Below are 20,397 nucleotides of genomic sequence, written 5' to 3' on the forward strand. Positions count from 1 at the left end.
AAAGTAAGGCTCGGGGGTGTGGGGGACGCCCCCCACAGGGAACGCGCCAAGTAAGGCTCGGGGGTGTGGGGGACGCCCCCCACAGGGAACGCGCCAAGTAAGGCTCGGGGGTGTGGGGGACGCCCCCCACAGGGAACGCGCCACACCGGTTGATGGGCCACTCCGGGGTTGTTGCAGGAAGAAAGGGTCCGGAGCGGACTTTTCACTGCCGTGAGTAGGAAACAATGGAAGATGTGACCCGCATCGTGATCATCGGAGGAGGCCCGGGCGGTTACGAGGCCGCGCTCGTCGCGGCGCAGCTCGGCGCCGACGTGACCGTCGTCGAACGGGACGGTCCGGGCGGCGCGTGCGTGCTCACCGACTGCGTGCCCTCCAAGACACTCATCGCCACCTCGACCCGCATCGCGGTCATGTCGGAGTCGGCCGGCCTCGGGCTGCGCTTCAACGGCGGCCCGGACGGGATCGTCGGCGCCCTCGAGGCCGACATGGCCACCGTCAACAAGCGCGTGAAGGACCTCGCACGGGCCCAGTCGTTCGACGTCGCCGAACGGCTCGCCTACGAGGAGGTCAAGATCGTCCGCGGCGAGGCGCGGCTGGTGGAGCCGCACGTCGTGGCGGTCGGCGACCGCCGCATCCGCGCCGACATCGTGCTCATCGCGACCGGCGCGACGCCGCGCGTGCTGCCGGGCGCGGAGCCGGACGGCGAGCGCATCCTGAACTGGCGCCAGCTCTACGACCTGCCGGAGCTGCCCGAGGAGCTGATCGTGGTCGGCTCCGGCGTGACGGGCGCCGAGCTCGCGGGCGCCTACCTGTCCCTCGGCTCGAAGGTGACGCTGGTCTCCTCGCGCGACCGGATCCTGCCCACGGAGGACGCCGACGCCGCCGCCGTCCTGCAGGACGTGTTCCTGCGGCGCGGCATGAACGTCATGTCGCGGTCGCGGGCGGCGGCCGTCGAGCGGTCGGGCAACGGCGTGATCGTCACGCTGGAGGACGGGACCAAGGTCGAGGGCACGCACTGCCTGATGACCGTGGGCATGGTCCCGAACACCCGGGGCATCGGCCTGGAGGAGGTCGGCGTGCGGTGCGACGCGCGCGGCTTCGTCGAGGTCGACAAGGTGTCGCGGACGTCCGTCCCGCACATCTACGCCTCCGGCGACTGCACGGGCGTGCTCATGCTGGCGTCCGTCGCGGGCATGCAGGGGCGCATCGCGATGTGGCACGCGCTGGGCGAGGCCGTGCAGCCGCTGAAGCTCGGCTGGGTGTCCTCCAACATCTTCACCGATCCCGAGGTCGCGTCGGTCGGCGTGACGCAGCACATGGTCGACTCCGGGGACGTCAACGCCCGGACGGTCATGCTGCCGCTGTTCACCAACGCGCGCGCCAAGATGCAGGGCTTCGAGGACGGCTTCGTGAAGCTGTTCTGCCGCCCGTCCACGGGGATCGTGCTCGGCGGCGTCATCGTGGCGCCGCGGGCCAGCGAGCTGATCCTGGGCGTGTCGATCGCCGTCCAGCAGCACCTCACCGTCGACCAGGTGGCGCACACGTTCGCGGTCTACCCGTCGCTGTCGGGCAGCATCACCGAGGCGTCCCGCCGGCTGATGGCCGAGCACGCCTACTAACGGCGCGCCCGGCCGGGCCGTCCGGAGATCCGGCTGGAAGTAGCGCAGGGCGTAGACCCACGCCCTCAGCGAGGTGAGCCCATCCAACGGCGAGGTGTCCTGCTCACGGGGGACACCCCTCAGAAGCCGCCGCCGAAGTCCCCGCCTCCGCCGAAGTCGCCGCCGCCCCCGAAGTCGCCTCCGCCGAAGTCCCAGCCCCCGCCGACGTCGCCGTCGCCCCCGCCGAAGTCGCCTCCGCCGAAGCCGCCGCCCCACATCGAGCCGAGCGCGGTGCCGATCAGCAAGCCGCTGAGCAGGTCGACGCCGCCGTAGCCGTAGTAGTAGCCGCCGGCGTAGGGCGCGTACGCGGGACCGGCGTTCCAGTACGGCTGCCGCCCCCCGCCGACCGGAACCATGCGGACGTCCGGGTCGCTCCCGTGCAGGACGGCCCGCGCGTCGGCCGCGCACGCCGGGACGGAGCGGGCGACGCCGCCGGGCGGCGCCCACGTCACGTCCTGGACGGACGGCCCGTGCTGCGGGTTGAAGAAGCAGGGCGCGCGCCGCTCGGGCACGGGGTCGCCGGCGAGCCGGGCGCGCGTCGCGGTCATGTAGTAGCGGCCGTCCTCCAGCGCCGTCGTGACCTCCTGCATGTCCTGCGGCCGGGCGGCGCGCTCGGTCGCGGACTTGGCGCGGTCGTAGGAGTTCATCGCGCGCTCGTAGTCGGCGCGGGTGTCGGGATCGAGGCCGCTGTCCATGACGTTCAGGTCGAGGCGGGCGATGTCCTCGCCGAGGAGCGTCACGTCCTCCTGCACGCCCGCCTTGAGGTCGGCCATATCGCGCGCCGCCCGCTCCCGGCGCCTCCTCCGGGCGTTGAGCAGGACGGCCGTGATCGCCGCCACGACGAGCACGAGCACGCCGAGCAGCACGTAGCCGATCGTCGCGGTGGACCTGGAGTCGCTGTCGACCTTCTTCTCGGCGAGGCCGCCGAACTGGATCAGCCGCTGCTTCAGCGGCGCGCCCTCGGTGCGGGTGACCAGCTGGTTGATCTCCGCGCGGTCCAGCTTCTTGGAGATCGCGCCCATCCGGGCGCCGTCGGCGGTCACCGCGACGTAGGTCCCGCCCTTGCCGACGCGCTCGGCGACGGCCGGGAGCAGCTGCCGGACCTCGGTCCCCGTGACGTCGTTGCGGACGACGACGGCGCGGATGTCGGCGTCGCTGTCGCCGCCGAGAGAGGTCTCGATCTCGTTCCGGTCGGCGGGGGTCAGCGGGTTCCCGGCGCCGCTCGTCACGAACAGCCGCGAGTCGATCAGGCCCTTGGCGATCTGGCCGACGGTGTCGTCCGCCGCCGCCCGCGGGGCCGCCGCCCGGACGGCGGTTCCCGTCGACATCGCCGTCGTCTGCGTGGTGGCGGCCTGCGTGGTGGCGGCCTGCGTGGTGGCGGCGGTGCCCGCCGGAGCGGCCAGGGCGAACGCCGGGACGGCGACCGCGGCGATGATCGCCGCGGCGGTGCCCCCGCGAGCCGCTCGCACGGCCCGGTTCTCGGTGCTCATGCTCCCAGTCTGCCCACGTGGACGCGCCGATACGTCCTTCGCGGGACGGATTTGCGCACGGGCGGACGGGCGCCGCACCCCATTCCCTCCAGGGACCCGGAGCGCCGGGGCCCTGGAGGCGATGCGGCCGGCGGCGCGCTCAGGAGTCCTTGATCTCGCAGATCACGGCGCCCGCGGAGACGGTCTGGCCCACCTCGGCGGACAGGCCGGTGAGCGTCCCCGCCTTGTGCGCGGTGAGCGGCTGCTCCATCTTCATGGCCTCCAGGACCACGATGGCGTCGCCGGCCGCCACGGTCGCGCCCTCCTCGACGAGGAGCTTGACGATGGTGCCCTGCATGGGGCTGACCAGGGAGTCGCCGGACGCCTGCGCCACGCCGCCCTTCTTGGCGCCGCGCCGCTTGGCGGGCGCGGCCTTGCCCGCGGCGGGGGCGGCGGAGGCGCCGAACCCGGCGGGCAGGACGACCTCGATGCGGCGGCCGCCGACCTCCACGGTGACGCGCTCGCGCTCGCCCTCGTCCTCCTCGCCCGCGGGGGGAGCCTCGTGGGGCGGGATCCGGTTGTCGAACTCCGTCTCGATCCACCGGGTGTGGACGCTGAACGGGGTCTCGTCGTCCGCCGGGACGAACGCCGGGTCGTCCAGCACCGCCTGGTGGAACGGCAGGACGGTCGGCATGCCCTCGACGACGAACTCGGCGAGGGCGCGGCGGGACCGCTCGACGGCCTGCCGCCGCGTCGCGCCCGTCACGATCAGCTTCGCGATGAGGGAGTCGAACTCCTGGGGGACGGTCTGCCCGGCCTCGTAGCCGGCGTCCAGGCGGACGCCGGGGCCCGTCGGGGGGTGCCAGGCCGTCAGGGTGCCGACGGCGGGCAGGAACCCGCGCCCGGCGTCCTCGGCGTTCAGCCGGAACTCGATCGAGTGGCCGCGCAGCTCCGGGTCGCCGTAGCCGATCTCCTCGCCGTCGGCGACGCGGAACATCTCGCGCACGAGGTCGACCCCGGCGACCTCCTCGGTGACGGGGTGCTCGACCTGCAGGCGCGTGTTGACCTCCAGGAACGAGATCGTCCCGTCCTGGCCGACGAGGAACTCGCACGTCCCGGCGCCGACGTAGCCGGCCTCCTTCAGGATCGCCTTGGACGAGGAGTACAGCAGCTCCAGCTGCTCCTCGGACAGGTACGGCGCGGGCGCCTCCTCGACGAGCTTCTGGTGGCGCCGCTGGAGCGAGCAGTCGCGGGTGGACACCACGACCACGTTGCCGTGCTTGTCGGCCAGGCACTGCGTCTCCACGTGCCGGGGCTTGTCGAGGTACCGCTCGACGAAGCACTCGCCCCGCCCGAAGGCGCCCACGGCCTCGCGGACGGCCGACTCGTACAGCTCGGGCACCTCCTCCAGCGTCCGGGCGACCTTCAGGCCGCGCCCGCCGCCGCCGAACGCGGCCTTGATCGCGATGGGCAGGCCGTGCTCGCGCGCGAACGCGACGACCTCGTCCGCGCCCGACACCGGGTCGGCGGTGCCGGCGACCAGCGGCGCGCCGACCCGCTGGGCGATGTGCCGGGCCTGCACCTTGTCGCCGAGCGCGGTGATCGCGGCGGGCGGGGGACCGATCCAGGTCAGACCCGCGTTCTGCACGGCCGAGGCGAAGTCGGCGTTCTCCGCCAGGAAGCCGTAGCCGGGGTGGACGGCGTCGGCGCCCGACTCCGAGGCGATCTTCAGCAGCTTGTCGATGTCCAGGTAGCTCTCGGCCGCCGTCCGCCCGCCGAGGGCGAACGCCTCGTCGGCGACCCGAACGTGCAGCGCCTCCAGATCGGGCTCGGCGTACACCGCCACACTGGCCAGCCCCGCGTCGCGGCAGGCACGGGCGATACGGACCGCGATCTCGCCGCGGTTGGCGATCAGGACTTTGCGCACGTGGGTCTCCTCCTTCAACCTCGCAGGCAGTCTAGATAACCCCGATCCCAGGTTTTCGTAAGCCCCTCCTTATTGGGGGCGAGGTCCCGGATAGTGGGAGGCTTCCCCAGAAAGCGGTACCCCCAGGGGGATCCGCGCGAGGCTCCGCTCCGTCTCATCCGGGAGCCCGCGGCACGAGTCCCCCCGTGCGGGCATGAGAGGAGCCACCGTGGCCGAGAAGAAGACGTCCGCAGCCAGGCCCGAGCGTGGCCCAATCCGGCTGGCCTGCTGTTCGATGCAGTGCCGTGGTGTTCCGGATATCGCCTCGATCTGTCATAGACCGAATCTAGGATCGGGGGTGTGCAGCTCAGGTACCGGTTCCGGCTCTACCCGACCCCTGGCCAGCAGCAAGCGCTGGCCAGGGCGTTCGGGTGCGCGCGGGTGGTGTTCAACGATGCCCTGCGCGCACGTGAAGAGGCGCATGCGGCCGGGCTGGCGTACCCGTCGGACGGGGAGCTGTCCAAGCGGGTCATTACCGAAGCGAAGAAGACCCCCGAGCGGGCCTGGCTGGGCGAGGTTTCGGCCGCCGTCCTGCAGCAGGCTCTGGCGGATTTGAACACCGCCTACCGCAACTTCTTCGCGTCGGTATCGGGGATGCGGAAGGGCCGTCTGGTCGCGGCGCCCCGGTACCGGTCCCGCAAGGACCGGCGGCAGGCGATCCGGTTCACCCGCAACGCCCGCTGGAAGATCACCGCGGGCGGGAAGCTGCGCCTGCCCAAGATCGGGGACGTGCCGGTGCGATGGTCCCGCACGCTGCCGTCCGTGCCGTCATCGGTGACGGTGGTCCGGGACACGGCGGGCCGGTACTTCGCCTCCTTCGTCGTCCAGACCGCCGACGAGCCGCTGCCGGACACGGCGGCCGAGGTCGGCGTCGATCTGGGGCTGACGCATTTCGCGGTGCTGTCGGACGGCCGCAAGATCAGCAGCCCCAGGTTCCTGCGCCGCGCCGAGCGCAAACTCCGCAAGGCTCAGCAGGCCCTGTCCCGCAGAACCAAGGGGTCGGCCAACCGGCGCAAGGCCGCCGCGAGGGTCGCCCGGTTGCACGCGCGGGTGACCGACGCGCGCCGCGACCACCACCACAAGCTCTCCACCCAACTGATCCGCGACAACCAAGCGGTCTACGTGGAGAACCTTGCGGTGCATGGTCTGGCCCGCACCCGGCTCGCCAAATCCGTGCACGACGCGGGCTGGGCCCAGTTCGTCGCGATGCTGGAGTACAAGGCCGCCCGGCACGGACGCACCTTCGCCAAGATCGACCGCTGGTTCCCCTCCTCCAAGCTGTGCGGGGCTTGCGGGACGGTCGCCGAGTCGATGCCGCTGAACATCCGCAAGTGGGCCTGCGCGTGCGGCGCGGTCCACGACCGGGACGTCAACGCCGCCAACAACATCCTGGCCGCCGGACGGGCGAACAGGCTAAACGCCTGCGGAGGGACCGCAAGACCTCCCGCCCAGCGGGAGGCAGGACCCAGTGAAACAGGAAGCCACAGAAGCGCCGCACACGCGGCACAGGCTGAATCCCCGGCCTTCAGGTCGTGGAGCGAGTCAAAACAAGTGCCCGACCTGCTCGCGCGTCGCCGCCCTGGAGAGCGAAGCGGACTGAACCGGCGTTCCTCCCGGGGGCCGGCCGTGTAATGTCGGCTCGGATCTACCAGCCTTTGATCAGCGGGAGAGGCCGATGGTTCGCCCGTGGCCCCGGGCCGGACTGGCGGTCGTTTTGGCCGCCTGCCTGCTGGCGCCCTCGTCCGGCGTGCGCGGGCAGACCCCTGCGGTGGAGGACTACCTCACCCGCCAGCTCACCGTCGCCGCGAACTCCTACCTGGAGCGGCGCTCGCAGGCCCTCGTGCAGAAGGACGGCCGCGACCGCGGCGCCGCCCCCACGGAGGTGCTCGGCGTGCGGATCTCCCCGTCGCTGGTGCGGTCGCAGGAGAAGGCCGTCCGGGAGCTGGAGACCCGCAACCGCGCCCCCGTCGAGGGCGGCCCCGCCTACACCGGCGCCCGCACGCGCCTGGACGAGGGCCGCGCCGTCCGCACGGGCGACCGCATCACGCTGGAGGCGGTGGAGCACACGGAGATGCGCTACGGCCTCGGCGGCCGCGGGAAGGTCACCCAGTCGGTGCGGCGCCGGTTCGAGTTCCGCGCGACCGGCGAGCAGATCACCATGGTCGGCGAGCGGGTCCTGGACCCGGGGGCGCACCCGGTGAACGACCCGCTCGGCGAGAGCCGCTGACGCGCCGTTCTCCCTTTCTCTCGGCGATCCCCCATTCACATCCGGAAACCGCTCTGAAACTCTCTTGACGCGCAGTAATTATGCTCGTCACAAGCCATCCGGCCCGCCCTCGCTGGCCACATCCGGACAAGCTGCGATGGTGGGAATGTGGCCGTTTCTACGGGGGATACCCGGGGGGCCGCTGGCTGGATGTGATCGGTGGGGCGTAGGCTGGCGCCATTCCTGCGGTAGCGGCTGGAAACGTTCCAACGATCAGCGACGAAAGGGACGGGGCGATGGGTGACAAGCGCGGCGCCAACCTGGGCGAGCTAGAGGAACTGTCCCGCATCTTCAGCAAGCACTCCCGCAACCTCGACGCCCTCATCAAGGACCTCAACGGCCGCACCGTGAGCAGCAGCGCGGCCTGGTGGGGCCCCGGGGCCGACCGCTTCCGCGCCTCCTGGGCCGAGGCCAAGACCGCCTTCGACAAGATGGCCGTCGCCCTCGAACAGGGCAGCCAGGACATCCGCAGGTCCCAGCAGAACATCGAGGCCGCCACGCGCTGAGCCTCCGCGAGCCGCGGGTCCCGGCCCATCCCCCCGAGGCCGGGACCCGCCTTTTTTCTTCGCCCGGTGCCGTCCGCCCGGCGGAGACCGGTCGCGATCAGTCGGCGCTGACCGGAGGGGGAAGCGCCACCTGGATCCGGGTGGTGGCGCCCGCGGCCACGAACAGGCCGCGGCCGGTGGGCCCGCCCAGCGGCGCGTTGCGGGGCAGGCGCAGCCCGAACAGGTCGCCGTCGTCCGGCGAGTCCACCGACAGCAGGACGCCCGACCGCGAGCGCCTGGTGTCGGACAGGAAGCCCCGGTAGCCGCGACCCAGATCGTCGGTGGTGCCGCCGATCACGACGGCGTGCTCCCCGTCGCGGGCGGTGCGCAGGACGTCGCTGAGGGCCTCGTCCAGCTCGGTCTCGTCCAGGAGCTCGGCGTCGTCCACGACCACGGCGAAGCGGTGCTCGTCGCCGATCGCGCGTTCCAGGTCGGCAGCGTCGGCGTCGGACGTCAGCACGCCGAGCACGCCGGGCCGGCCCGACAGCAGGCGCAGCGGGGAGCGGCGCGGCGTCACCAGGACGACCGGGACGAGCCCGCCGCCGACCGCGGGGTCGAGCAGCGACTGGACGATCGTCCGCAGCGTCGTCGAGCGGCCCGAGCGGGGCGGCCCGGCGACGGCGAACCCGGGGCCCTCGCCCAGCAGGTCGATGCCGACGGGCGCGAGCGTGTCGCCGCCGACGCCGACCAGCGCCCACAGCGCCGACGGGGCCAGGAACTCCGGGTCGAGCGACATCGCCTCCCGGTAGGTGACGCGGACCGGCAGCTCGTCCACGTGCAGGGGACCCCGGCGGCGCGGCAGCCGGCCGTAGCGGGACACGCAGCTCCGGGCGATCTCCTGGAGGGCCGCGACCTGGCCCGCGCCGGACGCGTCGTCCCCGAGGAGCGCGATCTGCGACTCGCGGGGCGGCGCGCCGGGCCCGGCGGGCTCCAGGGCGCGCCCGGGCGGCATCTCGGCGGGGATCTGCCGGTCCTGCAGGCCGCCGTACCCGTAGTCGTTCGGGTCGGCCATGCGCAGGATGAGGCGGCGGTCGAAGACGGTGGAGACCTGCCCGCCGAGACCGGAGCGGTCGCCGGTGAACACCGCGCGCAGGCCCGCCGCGGCGCCCTCGCGCAGCAGCCGGACGACCTGGTCCACGAGGCGCCCGTAGTCGTAGTGCTCGAACGCGCCGAGGAAGCCCTCCCAGCGGTCCAGGAGCAGGACCATCCACGGGAGGCGGTCGGTGGCGGCGACGGCGGCGCGCTGCTCGGCGAGGGAGGAGAACCCCGCCTCGGCGAGCACCTGCTGGCGGCGGGCCACCTCGGCGGTGAGCGCGGTGAGGAGGCGCTCGCATCGGTCGAGCTGGTCGCGGGTCACGACGGCGCCGCAGTGCGGCAGGGAGACCAGCGGCAGCAGGGCGTTCGCGCCGCAGTCGATGGCGTACAGGTGCGCGTCGTAAGGGGAGCAGCCGCCCGCCAGGGACCCGGCGATCGTGCGCAGCGCCGTGGAGCGGCCCGACTGCGCGGACCCGGCGATGTAGAGGTGGCCGCCGGCCGCGAGGTCGAGCGTCAGCTCCTCGCGGGACTGGACGGCGGGCAGGTCGGTGACGCCGAACGGGACCGGCGGGACGTCCACGACGGAGCCGCCCGCGGCGGTGCGGGGCGCCAGCGCGACCCGCTCGGGCAGCGGGCTCAGCCACGGCGAGGGCTGCCGGGCGATCCCGGCGCGGCGGGCGGCCTCGTCGACCGCCTGGACGAGCACGCCGAGGTCGGTGCCGAGCACGGCGTCGTCGGCCGCCTCGCGCGGCGCGGGCAGCGGATGGCCGAGGCCCTGCCACGGCAGCGGGTGGACGGTCGGGCCGCCGGACCCGGACGCCGCGCCGGGGCGGCGGCCCCCGATCCGCGCCGACTGGACGGCCTGCGGCGACGACCCCCCGGAGCGGACGTAGCAGCGCCCGGGGGTGGACTTGGAGATCTGCGCCGCGTCCGGGGAGTCGAGGACGTCGGCGGACTCGTCGGGGTCGGTGACGCGCAGCGCGATGCGCAGGTTGGTGTTGGCGCGGATGTCGGCGGTCACCACCCCGGCGGGGCGCTGCGTGGCGAGGATCAGGTGGACGCCGAGGGAGCGGCCCCGGCGGCCGATGTCGACCAGGCCGGCGACGAAGTCGGGCAGCTCGGTGACCATCGCGGCGAACTCGTCGATGACCAGGACGAGCCGTGGCATGGCCGGCAGCCCCGGATCGGCGGGGCGCAGGTCGTCGTAGTCGTCGACGTCCTTGGCGCCCGCGCCGAGCAGGATCTCCTCGCGGCGGCGGAGCTCGGCGGCCAGCGACTCCAGGGCGCGCTCGGTGGCGTGGCCGTCCAGGTCGGTGACCATGCCGACGGTGTGGGGGAGGTCCGCGCAGTCCTTGAACGCCGCGCCGCCCTTGTAGTCGATGAGGACGAACGTCATCTCGTCGGGGCGGTTCGCGACGGCGAGCGAGGCGATGAGGGTCTGGAGCAGCTCCGACTTGCCGGCGCCCGTGGTCCCGGCGATGAGGCCGTGGGGGCCGTCCGCGCGCAGGTCGATCTCGTAGCGGCCGCCCGAGGCGAGGCCGATGGGGACGCGGGTCGTCCGGCCGCCCGTCCTGTTCCACGACTGCAGGACGTGCTCGGCCGTGGGCTCGGGCATGTCGAGGACGTCCAGGAGCCGCACGTCGGCGGGGAGCGAGTCCTCGGCGTCCTCGCGGGACACGTCCCGGACGGGGGCCAGCGCGCGCGCCACCCGGTCGGTCCAGGTCGCGGAGACCTGGTCGGCGAGGACGGGGCCGACGGCGTCCAGGCCCTGCCCTCGGAGCAGGAGCGTCGAGTGCCGCTGGGCGTCCCAGGCGGCGACGGCGCTGCACTCCTCGGGGAGCAGCCGCTCCTCGTCGTCCACGCAGATGGCGTAGAGCCCGTACTCGGCGCCGCGCGACAGCAGCATCGGCATCCCCGGGATGCGGCGCAGCGCGCGGGCGCCGTCCAGGACGATCAGGATGTTGTACGGCGCGCCGTCGGCGGGCCGGGCGCCCTGGCCGAAGAACGACGACTCGGCCTGCGCGGCGCGCCGCCGCTCGGTCACCCGGATCGCCAGTTCGGTGACGCGGTGCGCCGCCGACTCGGGGTCGGTGCCGACGAGGGCCACGCAGTCCTCGCCCTCGCGCGGCGCGCAGTGCGGCAGCCAGCGCACCCAGTTCCACTCGTGCCCGGCGTTCGGGTCGGCGGACAGCACGACGATGGCCAGGTCGCGGGGGCTGTGGAGGGCGGCGGCCTGCGCGACCATCCAGCGGGCCAGGGCGCGCGAGGCGTGCCGGGGCCCGGTCAGCCCGACGACGCCCAGCTCGGTGAGGGGCAGCACCACGGGGACCTGCCGGGCCTTCGGGACCCGGAGTCCGCGCGCGGCGGAGGACGCCCCCTCCCGCCCCGCCCGCTCGCCTCCGGCGCCGCCCGCCGGCTCGGCGTCCCCGGTCAGCTCGATGCGGGCGGGCAGGTCGGCGAGGCCCACCCGCAGGTGGAGGACGTCGGGGTCGTCCCGGCGTCGTTCCCACAGGCGGCGCCGCGGGCCCGTCGCGGTGAGCAGGACCTCGGCGGCGTCGGGGTGCAGCGCGCGGCGCTCGGCCTCGTCCTCGCGCCGCAGCCGCTCCAGCTCGCCGTCGAACTCGCCCGCCTTGCGGTGGTACTCCTTCAGCGACTTCTTGTAGGACTTGCGGCCGTGCACGCGGTCGCCGAGCCATTCGCCGAGCGTCATCACGGGCCAGGCCAGCGCGAACAGCGCCCACCACCACTGGCCGAGCCCGAACGCCATGGCGAGCCCGAACGCCGAGAACAGCAGCGCGCCGAAGAGCCGGAGCCGCTCGCGCGGGTTGCGTTCGGGGCGCTTCGGCACCTCCAGCGTCCGCGCCCGTCGCGGCCGGTTCAGCCGCGGCGGCCGGTTGAACGCTAGGCCGCCCTCCGGCAGGGGCTCCAGGTGGGTGTCGGGGGCGGCGCACGGCGCGAGGGCGAGCACGCTGGCGCCCACCGTCAGGAGCGCGCCCATCGGCCACGCCGTCTTCGCGCCGAGGGGCGTCCCGTCCAGGACGACCGCCCCCTGCATCGTCAGGGCGGACGCCTCGACCTGGACGGCCGTGCGCTCGACCGTCAGCCGCAGGGACCGGGCCGGGACGGACGGGTCGTCCAGCACCACGTCGACGTCGGTCCCGGACCCGATCGTGCAGACGCCGAGCCCCAGCCGGTGCACGGACCCGGCGGCCGGGCCGCCGACGACGCGCACCTCGACCAGCCCGGTCGGCTCGGTCAGCACGGTCGCGGCGGCGCCGCGCCGCTCGACCGCCACGACGGCGCCGTCCCGCAGTTCCTTCACGGCGAGCGCCTGCGGGTCCAGCATCCGGCCGTCCATCCAGAGGGCCTTGCGCGCACCCCGGGACAGCAGCGCGTCCTTGGAGAAGCGCGGGGCGGGGACCGCGGGGCGGCCGTCCAGCGTGGCGGCGAGCGTCTGGGCGACGCCGTCCACGGTGGCCTCGGAGTCGAGGTTCAGCACCACGTCGCGGGGGCCTCCGCCGGTCAGCGCCGTGAACGAGATCCGCATCCGAGCCCTCCGACGTCCGCGGGACAACCGGGCCTAGCTTAATTACCCGCCCCCTCCGCCATCCGGGAAGCCGACACGACCGCCTTCAGGGCGTCGTCCAGCGGTGTCGGGGCCATCCCGAAAGTCGACTCGAAGGCCGAAGAGTCGAGGATGTAGGGCTTGTCGAACTGGTACCGCGTCTCCCGCAGCTCCCTGAGCATCGGCGACAGGAGCCCGGCCGCGTTGAAGACCGCGCGCGGCACCTCGCGGACGCGCGGCGCCGGCGCTCCGGCGATCTCGCACAGCCGCTCCGCGACCTGCGACGTCGAGACCGCCGGGCCGGTGGGGACGTGCCAGGGCCGTCCCCAGGCGCGCTCGTCCGTCCCGGCGATGGCGAGGGCCTCCGCGACGTCCGGGAGGTAGGTCCACGCGTGCGGGACGGATGGGTCGCTGAAGTAGAGGACGCGCTTGCCCGCCAGCAGCGGCTTCACGAACCGCGTCTCGCCGATGTACGCCTGGTCGGTGCTGCGCGGCCCGTAGTAGTCGGATCCGCGCAGCTCGGTGACCCTGGCGCGGCCCGCCTCGTGCGCGGCGAGGGCGTCCGCCCACATCTTCGCCCGCACCCGCCCCTTGGTGCCGGTCGCGGCGAGGGGCAGGTCCTCGGTCATCGGCCCGTCCACCGGCCCGTACCCGTACAGGCAGCTCAGCGTCACGAGGACGGCCCCCGTGTCCTCGGCGGTCCCGAGGAAGGACGCGGCCATCGGCGGCCAGTCCTGCGCCCACCGGTGGTACTGCGGGTTGACGCAGTTGTAGAGCGCGTCGGCCCCCTTGGCGATCCGGGTGAGGCGGTCCCGGTCGGCGACGTCCGCCGCGACCCGCTCGACCCCGTCCGGGCCCGACCCGGACCGGGTCACGACGACGACGTCGTGCCCGCGCCCGGTCAGCAGTTCGGCGAGGTGCGTCCCGACCTGCCCGGCTCCGACGATCACGTGCTTGCCCATGGTTCTCTCCTGACGCTGGTGTGTGTCCGGTGTTTCGCGCTCCGCCTCAGGCGGAGGCCTCGACGTGGTCCTTGAGGGCGGCCAGCCGGGCCTCGTGGCCCGCGCGGAGCTTGTGCTCCCCGTAGATCAGCCGGATCAGGGGGCCGTCCAGCGACTCCTGCACGGTCACGCGGGTCCGGCCGCCCTCGTCGGCCAGGACCAGGCGGTCCACGGCCCGGTAGAGCGCGAGGAAGGTGCCCGTCCAGCTCAGCTCCCGGCCCGGGTCGACCACGGCGAAGCGGGACCGCAGGGGCGTGCCGCCCTGGCTCCAGCGGAACTCCCGGCCCGGCTCGACGGCGTCCAGCTCGCGCAGCGCGAAGTCGGGCGCCCAGGCCTCCCAGCCGCGCAGGTCGGCGAGGACCTCCCAGACCCGCGCGACCGGCGCGTCGATCAGGACGGTGGAGGCGCTGGTGACGGGGGCGGCGTCGTCGATGCGTCCGCGCAGTGCGTAGTCGTCGTGCAGGGTCGTGAGGCTTCGCATGGCCGGCTCCTCGGTCGGTGCTCCGTTACGAGAGCAATGCTCTCTGAGGAGAGCGGTGTTGTCAAGAGCAATGCTCTCGAACAAGTCCGTCGCTCTTAAACGAGCACGGCGCTCTGCTAGCCTCCGGAGGACGGGCAGGACGAAGGGGCCGGCGGGAGGCCGTCCCCGAGGAGGTGGGCATGGGCGCGGGGCAGACGGCGCGCGAGCGGGTCCGGGCGGAGATGGTCCGGGAGATCACCGAGATCGCGAGGCGGCAGCTCGCCACCGACGGCGCCGCGGGGCTGTCGCTGCGCGCGGTCGCCCGCGAGATGGGCATGGTGTCGTCGGCGATCTACCGGTACTTCCCGAGCCGCGACGACCTGCTGACCGCGCTGATCATCGACGGCTACAACGCGGTCGGCGAGGCCGTCGAGCGCGCCGACGCCGGGGCCGGGGCGGAGCACTACGGCGGACGCTGGCTCGCCGTGTGCCGCGCCGTCCGGGAGTGGGCCCTCGCGCACCCGCACGAGTACGCGCTGCTCTACGGGTCGCCGGTCCCGGGCTACAAGGCCCCGGAGGAGACCGTCCCCGCCGCCGTGCGGGACACCGTCGTCATGTCGCGGATCGTCGCCGAGGCGCACGCGGCCGGCGCGCTCGACCCCGCCGGGCCGTGCCCCCCGCCGCCGGCCGCCGTCGCCGAGGACATGGCCCGCGCACGCGCCATGCTCCCCATGGACGTCCCCGGCGACGTCATGGCGCGGGCGTTCACCGCCTGGGCCGCTTTGTACGGGACTGTCAGCTTCGAATTGTTCGGCCAGTACAACAACGTGATCGAGGACCGGGCCGCCTATTTCGACCACACGTCGACCCTGCTCGCGCGCCTCATCGGCCTGAAACCGTGACCGGGCGGGCCCTCCGGCCCGTCCGCCCCGGGGTCAGTGACGGATGTGACTGGTGGTAAGTGGCCATGTGATCCGTGAATTCGCAGGTCATCGCCGTGTGCTCGGATATGGGGGCGCTCGGCTCCCGCGAATCCATTGACGTGACCTCTCCGCCCCCGCGAGCATGGATCGCTCGACGACGCGGACTCCGGTGGGACGGGGCCGTGTCAGGGCGGGAAGGAGCGCGTGGGCAGCGCGATGAAGGCCAACCAGTCGACCATCTCCGGCGGCGGCGCGGCGGGCTCGTCCGGCGGGACGGGACTCGGCCGGTCGGGGCTCGGCACCTCGGGAGGGCAGCGGCTCCCCGCGTCCTCGCGCGAGCGCAGACCGGCGCTCGCCGCGCTGGCGGTGCTGCTGATCCTCGGCGGCGCCCTCGCCAGCGCCTACCTCGTGATGGCCAGCGGCGAGCGGGTGTCGGCGATCCGCATCGCCCAGCCGGTCGCGGCCGGGCAGCGGATCCCGGCGGGCGCCCTCGAAGAGGTGCAGATCGGCGACACGGGCATCCAGTACCTCAAGTGGTCCGAGCGGGCGAAGGTGAGCCGGTACTTCGCGGCCGTCCCGCTGGTGAAGGGCGCGCTGCTGACCAACTCCATGATCAGCCCGGCCGACGCGCCCGCCAGCGGCCGGCTCGTCGTCGGGCTCGCGCTCAAGCCGGGCCAGATGCCCTCCGGGGACGTCACCCGCGGCGCGCACGTCACCCTGTTCGCGGTCGGCGGCGGGACGGGCGGCGGGCCGCGCGCCGGGACCGTCCTCGCGCGGGACGCGGTCGTGCTGAACGTCGGCCCCGGGGACGGCGGCGGCCCGACGCGGCTGCGGTCCGAGCAGACGAGCGTCGACGTCGCCGTGCTCCCGGCCGACGCGGCGCGGGTGACGCAGGCGGCCTCCGCCGGGACGGTCGCGCTCGCGCTGATCCCGCCCGGCACGAACGTCTCGGTGCCGCCCGCGGCGCCCGAGGGCCCGGACGGCGGCTCCGGCGTCCAGCCCGTCCCCGGAACCGGCACGCCCGGTGCCGGGACCCCCGGCGCCGGAACCCCGGGCCCAGGCACGGGCGGTAACTGACGGTGGCACTCATCGCGCTGGCGGCCGACAAGGGCGCGCCGGGCGTCACGACCGCGGCGGTCGCGCTCGGCGCCGTGTGGCCGCGTCCCGTGCTCGTCGCCGAATGCGACCAGGCGGGCGGCGACCTGGTCTACCGGCTGCCCTCCGCCCAGCCGGACGGCGACGCCGACGGCGGCATGCTCAACCCCTCGCGCGGGCTGCTCAGCCTCGCCGCCACGGCCCGCCGCGGGCTGCGCCCCGACCAGGTCGCCGAGCACTGCCAGCGGCTCGCCGGCGGCCTCGACGTGCTCGTCGGCGTCACCAACGCCGAGCAGGCGCACGCGATGACGTGGCTGTGGGGGCCGCTCGGCCGGGCGTTCGCCGGCCTCGCCCCCGTCGACGTGATCGCCGACTGCGGGCGGCTCGGCGCGGCCAGCCCGCTGATCGACCTGATGCACGAGGCCGACCTCGTCGTGCTGCTCACCCGGGCCACCCTGGAGCAGGTCGCCCACCTGCGCGAGCGCGTCGCCGCGCTGACCGCGGAGCTGCGCGGCGGGCCGCCCGTCGGCGTGCTGGTGCTCGCCGACCCGCGCGACTTCCGCGGCTCCATCGCCGAGGTCGACCGGATCCTCGCGGGGGTGCGCGGCCGCGCCTCCGACGCCGCGCAGGGGCCTCCGCCGCCGGACGTCACCGTCCTCGGCGGCCTGGCCCTCGACCCGAAGGGCGCCGACCTGCTGTCCGGCAGCTGGGGCGGGCGGCTGGACCGTTCGCTGCTCATCCGGTCGGCGCGCGAGGTCGCCGCCGACCTGGCCGGGCGCCTGCCCGCCGTGCCTCCCGCCGTGCCCCCCGCCGGGCCCCCCGCCGGGCCCCCCGGAGCGCCTCCCGCGAGGCAGGACGTCCCGCCCCCGCCGGGACCGGCCGAGCAGCCGCCGCAGGGACCGCCGCAGCCGCGGCAGGCGCCGCACGTGCCCGCGGGCGGCGGGCACGAGGAGGGGAGGCGCTAGATGGACCACGCTCTGGTCAAACGTCTCCGCCAGGAGGTCGGCGACCGGCTGGCCCGGCAGCGCCGGCTGGACGCCGCCAACGGGCTGCCGCCGATGTCCGGCGAGGACGAGCGGCAGTTCGCCCGGGCCCTGATCGGCCAGGTGCTGGAGGAGTTCGCGCGCGGCGAGATCACCTCGGGGCGCCGGCCGCCGAACGCCGAAGAGGAGGAGGCCCTCGCCGCCGGCGTGCACGCGGCCCTGTTCGGCGTCGGCCGGCTCCAGCCGCTGCTGGAGGACCCCGAGATCGAGAACATCGACATCAACGGCTGCGACCGCGTGTTCCTCGGCTACGCCGACGGCCGCGAGGCGATGGGCGAGCCCGTCGCCGAGAGCGACGAGGAGCTGGTCGAGCTGATCCAGATCCTCGCCGCCTACAGCGGGCTGTCCTCGCGCCCGTTCGACACCGCGAACCCGCAGCTGGACCTGCGGCTCCCGGACGGGTCGCGGCTGTCGGCGGTGATGGACGTGACCGTCCGCCCCGCGCTGTCGATCCGCCGCGCCCGCCTCGGCAAGGTGTTCCTCGCCGACCTGGTCGGCAACGGCACGATCACGCAGGAGGTCGGGCAGTTCTTCCGCGCCGCCGTGCACGCCCGCAAGAACATCATGATCGCGGGCGCGACCAACGCGGGGAAGACGACGCTGCTGCGCGCCGTCGCCAACGAGATCCCGCCGCACGAGCGGCTGATCACCGTCGAGCGCGCCCTCGAACTCGGCCTCGACGCGTTCCCCGAGCTGCACCCGAACTGCGTCGCGTTCGAGCAGCGGCTGCCGAACTCCGAGGGCCAGGGCGCGATCTCGATGGCCGAGCTGGTCCGCCGGTCGCTGCGGATGAACCCGTCCCGGGTGATCGTCGGCGAGGTCCTCGGCGACGAGATCGTCACGATGCTGAACGCGATGACGCAGGGCAACGACGGATCCCTGTCGACGATCCACGCCAACTCCTCGGCGGAGGTCTTCAACCGCGTCGCCACGTACGCGATCCAGTCGGAGGAGCGGCTGCCGGTCGAGGCGACCCACATGCTGATCGCGGGCGCGATCGACTTCGTCGTGTTCATCGAGAAGCGCAACGACTACGCCTCCGGCGGCCGGCTGCGCCGCTACGTGGCCAGCGTCCGGGAGGTCACCGGCGTGGACGGGCGCGTGCTGTCCTCGGAGATCTTCGCGCTCGGGCCCGCCGGATACGCCGTTCCCGCGGCGCCCATCGCGTGCGTCGCCGACCTGGTCGAGCACGGCTACGACCCGTCCGCCGGGGGTTCCTGGTGACGCGCGGGGGTGACGGGTGATGTACGCGCCGGACGTGATGCTCGCCGTCGTCACCGGCGCCGCGGTCGGCGGCGGCCTCCTGCTGCTGATCGTCGCGATGCGCGGGCTGCCGCCGCGCCGCGGGCCCGCCCGCGGCCGCAGCCGCGAGGACCTGGTCCGCACCCTCACCACCCGCACCGCCCTCGCCGTCATCGTCGGCGCCGTCGTGCTGATCGTGACGCGCTGGCCGATCGCCGCCGCCGGCACCGGCGCGCTCGTCCTCGCCTGGAACGGCCTGGCGGGCGGCGCCGCCGAGGAGCGCAAGGGCATGGCGCGGCTGGAGGCCCTCGCCGCGTGGACGGAGTCGCTCCGCGACACCATCGCGGGGGCCGTCGGGCTAGAGCAGGCCATCCCCGCCTCCCAGCGCGCCGCCGCTCCGGCCCTCCAGCAGCCGCTGCGCAACCTCGTCGACAGGCTGCACACCCGCGTCCCGATGCCGGAGGCGCTGCGCCGGTTCGCCGACGACCTGGACGACCCGTCCGCCGACCTGGTGATCGCTGCCCTGATCCTGAACGCCAAGCTGCGCGGCCCCGGGCTGCGGGACATGCTCGGCGCCCTCGCGAACTCGGCCCGCGCCGAGCTGGACATGCGCCGCCGCGTGGAGGCCGACCGCCGCGCGACCCGGCGCAGCGTCCGGATCGTCGTCGCCGTGTCCGTCGGGACGGCCCTGGCGCTCGCCGTGTTCAACCACTCCTACGTCGAGCCGTACGACGACGTGCTCGGCCAGCTCGTCCTGTGCATCGTCGTCGCCCTGTACGGCGCAGCCTTCCTGTGGCTGCGCCGCCTGTCGCGGTACGAGATGCCCGGCCGGTTCCTCAGCGAGCCGCGCGGGGCCGCCCAGCCCGGCGTGCCCGGCGAGGTGCCGAGCACCGTCGCGGGCTGGCAGGGCCGCACCGCCGAGGGCGGTGGCGCCCCGTGAACGCCGCGATGATCGCCGGGGCCGTCGTCGGCTTCGGCCTGTACGTGCTCTTCCGGGCGCTGTTCCCCTCGCGGCCCGGCCTCGCCGCGCGGATGGCGGCGCTCGACGCCGCCCGCCGCCGCGACCTGGAGCAGCAGCGGTCCGGGACGCCGGCGCCGACGCCGGGACGGTTCGGCGGGACGCGGGAGAAGCTCGGACGGGAACTGGCGCGGATGTGCGAGGCGCGCGGCTGGCGGCTGCGGTCGGTCCGCGCCGACCTGGCGATCACCGAGCGGTCGCTGGAGGCGTTCCTCGCCACCAAGTTCCTGCTGCCCGCCGCCGCGCTGGTGTTCATCCCGCTGATCGTCGCCTACTTCACGCTGCTCGGGCTCGGCTCCTCGGTCGCCGTCCCGGTGTGGATCTGCGTGCTGTTCGCCGGCCTGTTCTTCTTCTTCCCCGACATGCAGCTCCGGCAGGAGGCGCAGTCGCGCCGGCAGGACTTCCGGCACGTCGTCGGCGCGTTCCTCGACCTGGTGTCGATGAACCTCGCGGGCGGCCGCGGCGTCCCCGAGGCGCTGATGACCGCCTCGAACGTCGGCGAGGGCTGGGCCATGCACCGCATCCGCGACGCCCTGGCCAACGCCCGCATCACCGGCCAGACGCCCTGGCAGGCGCTCGGCGGGCTCGGCGAGGAGGTCGACATCGCCGAGCTGCGCGACCTCGCCGGCGCGCTCGCGCTCGTGTCCGACGACGGCGCCCAGGTCCGCAAGTCCCTCGCCGCCCGCGCCGCGTCGATGCGCAGCCGCGAGCTGTCGGAGCTGGAGGGCAAGGCGGGCGAGCGCTCCCAGTCGATGCTCATCGCGCAGCTGTTCCTGTGCGCCGGCTTCCTGATCTTCCTCGCCTATCCGGCCCTCATGCGGGTGCTGGCCTCATGACCGCGAACCTTCCCCGACCCGATTCCCGACCCACGCCCCCTGGAGGTGTCACGATGAGCCCGCTCAATCCCCTGAACGACCCGGCCGTCGTCTACTTGCGCGCCCTGCTCGGCACCCGCCTGGCGCGACTGCGAGACGAGGAGGAGCGGTGCCGCGGCGCGTCCGCGATCGAATGGGCGATCATCACCGCGATCCTCGCGCTGATCGCGATCACGATCGGGGCGGTGATCCAGAAGAAGATCCAGGACAAGGCCAACAGCATCAACACGGGCTGA

General features: G+C 74.2%; 15 protein-coding genes and 1 pseudogene. 11 read left to right on the top strand and 5 right to left on the bottom strand.

The window, feature by feature from the left end; genetic code table 11:
* Nucleotides 1-233 precede the first annotated feature (233 nt).
* Complete coding sequence (locus AB0K37_RS17580) at nt 234-1,619, top strand: NAD(P)H-quinone dehydrogenase (protein ID WP_363981761.1); 1,386 nt, start codon at nt 234-236, stop codon at nt 1,617-1,619.
* 119 nt (nt 1,620-1,738) lie between these two features.
* Here AB0K37_RS17580 and AB0K37_RS17585 read toward each other — a convergent pair whose 3' ends face one another.
* Both AB0K37_RS17585 and AB0K37_RS17590 read right to left on the bottom strand, forming a co-directional pair.
* Nucleotides 1,739-3,148 (bottom strand): hypothetical protein, encoded by a 1,410-nt coding sequence (locus AB0K37_RS17585; RefSeq protein ID WP_363981710.1) that lies wholly within the window; start codon nt 3,146-3,148, stop codon nt 1,739-1,741.
* 139 nt (nt 3,149-3,287) lie between these two features.
* Nucleotides 3,288-5,054 (bottom strand): biotin carboxylase N-terminal domain-containing protein, encoded by a 1,767-nt coding sequence (locus AB0K37_RS17590; RefSeq protein WP_363981713.1) that lies wholly within the window; start codon nt 5,052-5,054, stop codon nt 3,288-3,290.
* Nucleotides 5,055-5,393: 339 nt separating this feature from the next.
* Here AB0K37_RS17590 and AB0K37_RS17595 point away from each other — a divergent pair.
* From AB0K37_RS17595 to AB0K37_RS17605, 3 genes and pseudogenes are all read left to right on the top strand, one after another.
* Nucleotides 5,394-6,542: pseudogene (locus tag AB0K37_RS17595) on the top strand (transposase); the annotation flags it as partial.
* 226 nt (nt 6,543-6,768) lie between these two features.
* Nucleotides 6,769-7,320, top strand: coding sequence for a hypothetical protein (locus tag AB0K37_RS17600; protein ID WP_363981716.1), 552 nt, complete (start codon nt 6,769-6,771; stop codon nt 7,318-7,320).
* 275 nt (nt 7,321-7,595) lie between these two features.
* The gene (locus AB0K37_RS17605; RefSeq protein ID WP_089314806.1) at nt 7,596-7,865 is read left to right on the top strand and encodes a WXG100 family type VII secretion target; all 270 of its coding nucleotides are present in this window, start codon (nt 7,596-7,598) and stop codon (nt 7,863-7,865) included.
* 97 nt (nt 7,866-7,962) lie between these two features.
* On the opposite strand, the gene AB0K37_RS17610 is transcribed toward AB0K37_RS17605, so the two are convergent.
* From AB0K37_RS17610 to AB0K37_RS17620, 3 genes are read right to left on the bottom strand one after another with little or no spacing between them, the layout of a single operon-like run.
* The gene (locus AB0K37_RS17610) at nt 7,963-12,486 is read right to left on the bottom strand and encodes an FtsK/SpoIIIE domain-containing protein (RefSeq protein WP_363981719.1); all 4,524 of its coding nucleotides are present in this window, start codon (nt 12,484-12,486) and stop codon (nt 7,963-7,965) included.
* Between the two features lie 38 nt (nt 12,487-12,524).
* On the bottom strand, nt 12,525-13,466 hold the full coding sequence (locus AB0K37_RS17615) for an NAD-dependent epimerase/dehydratase family protein (protein WP_363981722.1): 942 nt from the start codon (nt 13,464-13,466) through the stop codon (nt 12,525-12,527).
* A gap of 46 nt (nt 13,467-13,512) precedes the next feature.
* Nucleotides 13,513-13,986: an SRPBCC family protein gene (locus tag AB0K37_RS17620; RefSeq protein ID WP_363981725.1), complete on the bottom strand. Its 474-nt coding sequence runs from the start codon at nt 13,984-13,986 to the stop codon at nt 13,513-13,515.
* A 179-nt stretch (nt 13,987-14,165) separates the two neighbouring features.
* Between AB0K37_RS17620 and AB0K37_RS17625 the strand changes: the two genes are divergently transcribed.
* The 7 genes from AB0K37_RS17625 (at nt 14,166) to AB0K37_RS17655 (ending at nt 20,397) form a co-directional block, all read left to right on the top strand.
* Nucleotides 14,166-14,867, top strand: coding sequence for a TetR/AcrR family transcriptional regulator (locus AB0K37_RS17625; protein WP_363981728.1), 702 nt, complete (start codon nt 14,166-14,168; stop codon nt 14,865-14,867).
* Nucleotides 14,868-15,092: 225 nt separating this feature from the next.
* Nucleotides 15,093-15,965 (top strand): hypothetical protein, encoded by an 873-nt coding sequence (locus AB0K37_RS17630; RefSeq protein WP_363981731.1) that lies wholly within the window; start codon nt 15,093-15,095, stop codon nt 15,963-15,965.
* Nucleotides 15,966-15,967: 2 nt separating this feature from the next.
* Complete coding sequence (locus AB0K37_RS17635) at nt 15,968-16,948, top strand: hypothetical protein (RefSeq protein WP_363981734.1); 981 nt, start codon at nt 15,968-15,970, stop codon at nt 16,946-16,948.
* Complete coding sequence (locus tag AB0K37_RS17640; RefSeq protein ID WP_363981736.1) at nt 16,949-18,250, top strand: ATPase, T2SS/T4P/T4SS family; 1,302 nt, start codon at nt 16,949-16,951, stop codon at nt 18,248-18,250. It abuts the gene before it with no gap.
* 19 nt (nt 18,251-18,269) lie between these two features.
* Complete coding sequence (locus tag AB0K37_RS17645; RefSeq protein ID WP_363981739.1) at nt 18,270-19,208, top strand: type II secretion system F family protein; 939 nt, start codon at nt 18,270-18,272, stop codon at nt 19,206-19,208.
* The gene (locus AB0K37_RS17650) at nt 19,205-20,122 is read left to right on the top strand and encodes a type II secretion system F family protein (RefSeq protein WP_363981742.1); all 918 of its coding nucleotides are present in this window, start codon (nt 19,205-19,207) and stop codon (nt 20,120-20,122) included. The genes AB0K37_RS17645 and AB0K37_RS17650 overlap by 4 nt, the downstream gene beginning before the upstream one ends.
* A 53-nt stretch (nt 20,123-20,175) precedes the next feature.
* Nucleotides 20,176-20,397, top strand: coding sequence for a hypothetical protein (locus AB0K37_RS17655; protein ID WP_089314798.1), 222 nt, complete (start codon nt 20,176-20,178; stop codon nt 20,395-20,397).

Origin of the sequence: Actinomadura sp. NPDC049753, from assembly GCF_040674655.1 — a bacterium.
Classification (GTDB): domain Bacteria; phylum Actinomycetota; class Actinomycetes; order Streptosporangiales; family Streptosporangiaceae; genus Spirillospora; species Spirillospora verrucosospora.

Excerpts from the sequence above, each read along its gene's own strand:
- AB0K37_RS17585 (WP_363981710.1), bottom strand. The coding sequence starts at position 3,148 with ATGAGCACCGAGAACCGGGCCGTGCGAGCGGCTCGCGGGGGCACCGCC.
- AB0K37_RS17600 (WP_363981716.1), top strand. The coding sequence starts at position 6,769 with ATGGTTCGCCCGTGGCCCCGGGCCGGACTGGCGGTCGTTTTGGCCGCC.
- AB0K37_RS17605 (WP_089314806.1), top strand. The coding sequence starts at position 7,596 with ATGGGTGACAAGCGCGGCGCCAACCTGGGCGAGCTAGAGGAACTGTCC.
- AB0K37_RS17610 (WP_363981719.1), bottom strand. The coding sequence starts at position 12,486 with ATGCGGATCTCGTTCACGGCGCTGACCGGCGGAGGCCCCCGCGACGTG.
- AB0K37_RS17615 (WP_363981722.1), bottom strand. The coding sequence starts at position 13,466 with ATGGGCAAGCACGTGATCGTCGGAGCCGGGCAGGTCGGGACGCACCTC.
- AB0K37_RS17620 (WP_363981725.1), bottom strand. The coding sequence starts at position 13,986 with ATGCGAAGCCTCACGACCCTGCACGACGACTACGCACTGCGCGGACGC.
- AB0K37_RS17625 (WP_363981728.1), top strand. The coding sequence starts at position 14,166 with ATGGGCGCGGGGCAGACGGCGCGCGAGCGGGTCCGGGCGGAGATGGTC.
- AB0K37_RS17640 (WP_363981736.1), top strand. The coding sequence starts at position 16,949 with ATGGACCACGCTCTGGTCAAACGTCTCCGCCAGGAGGTCGGCGACCGG.
- AB0K37_RS17645 (WP_363981739.1), top strand. The coding sequence starts at position 18,270 with ATGTACGCGCCGGACGTGATGCTCGCCGTCGTCACCGGCGCCGCGGTC.
- AB0K37_RS17655 (WP_089314798.1), top strand. The coding sequence starts at position 20,176 with ATGAGCCCGCTCAATCCCCTGAACGACCCGGCCGTCGTCTACTTGCGC.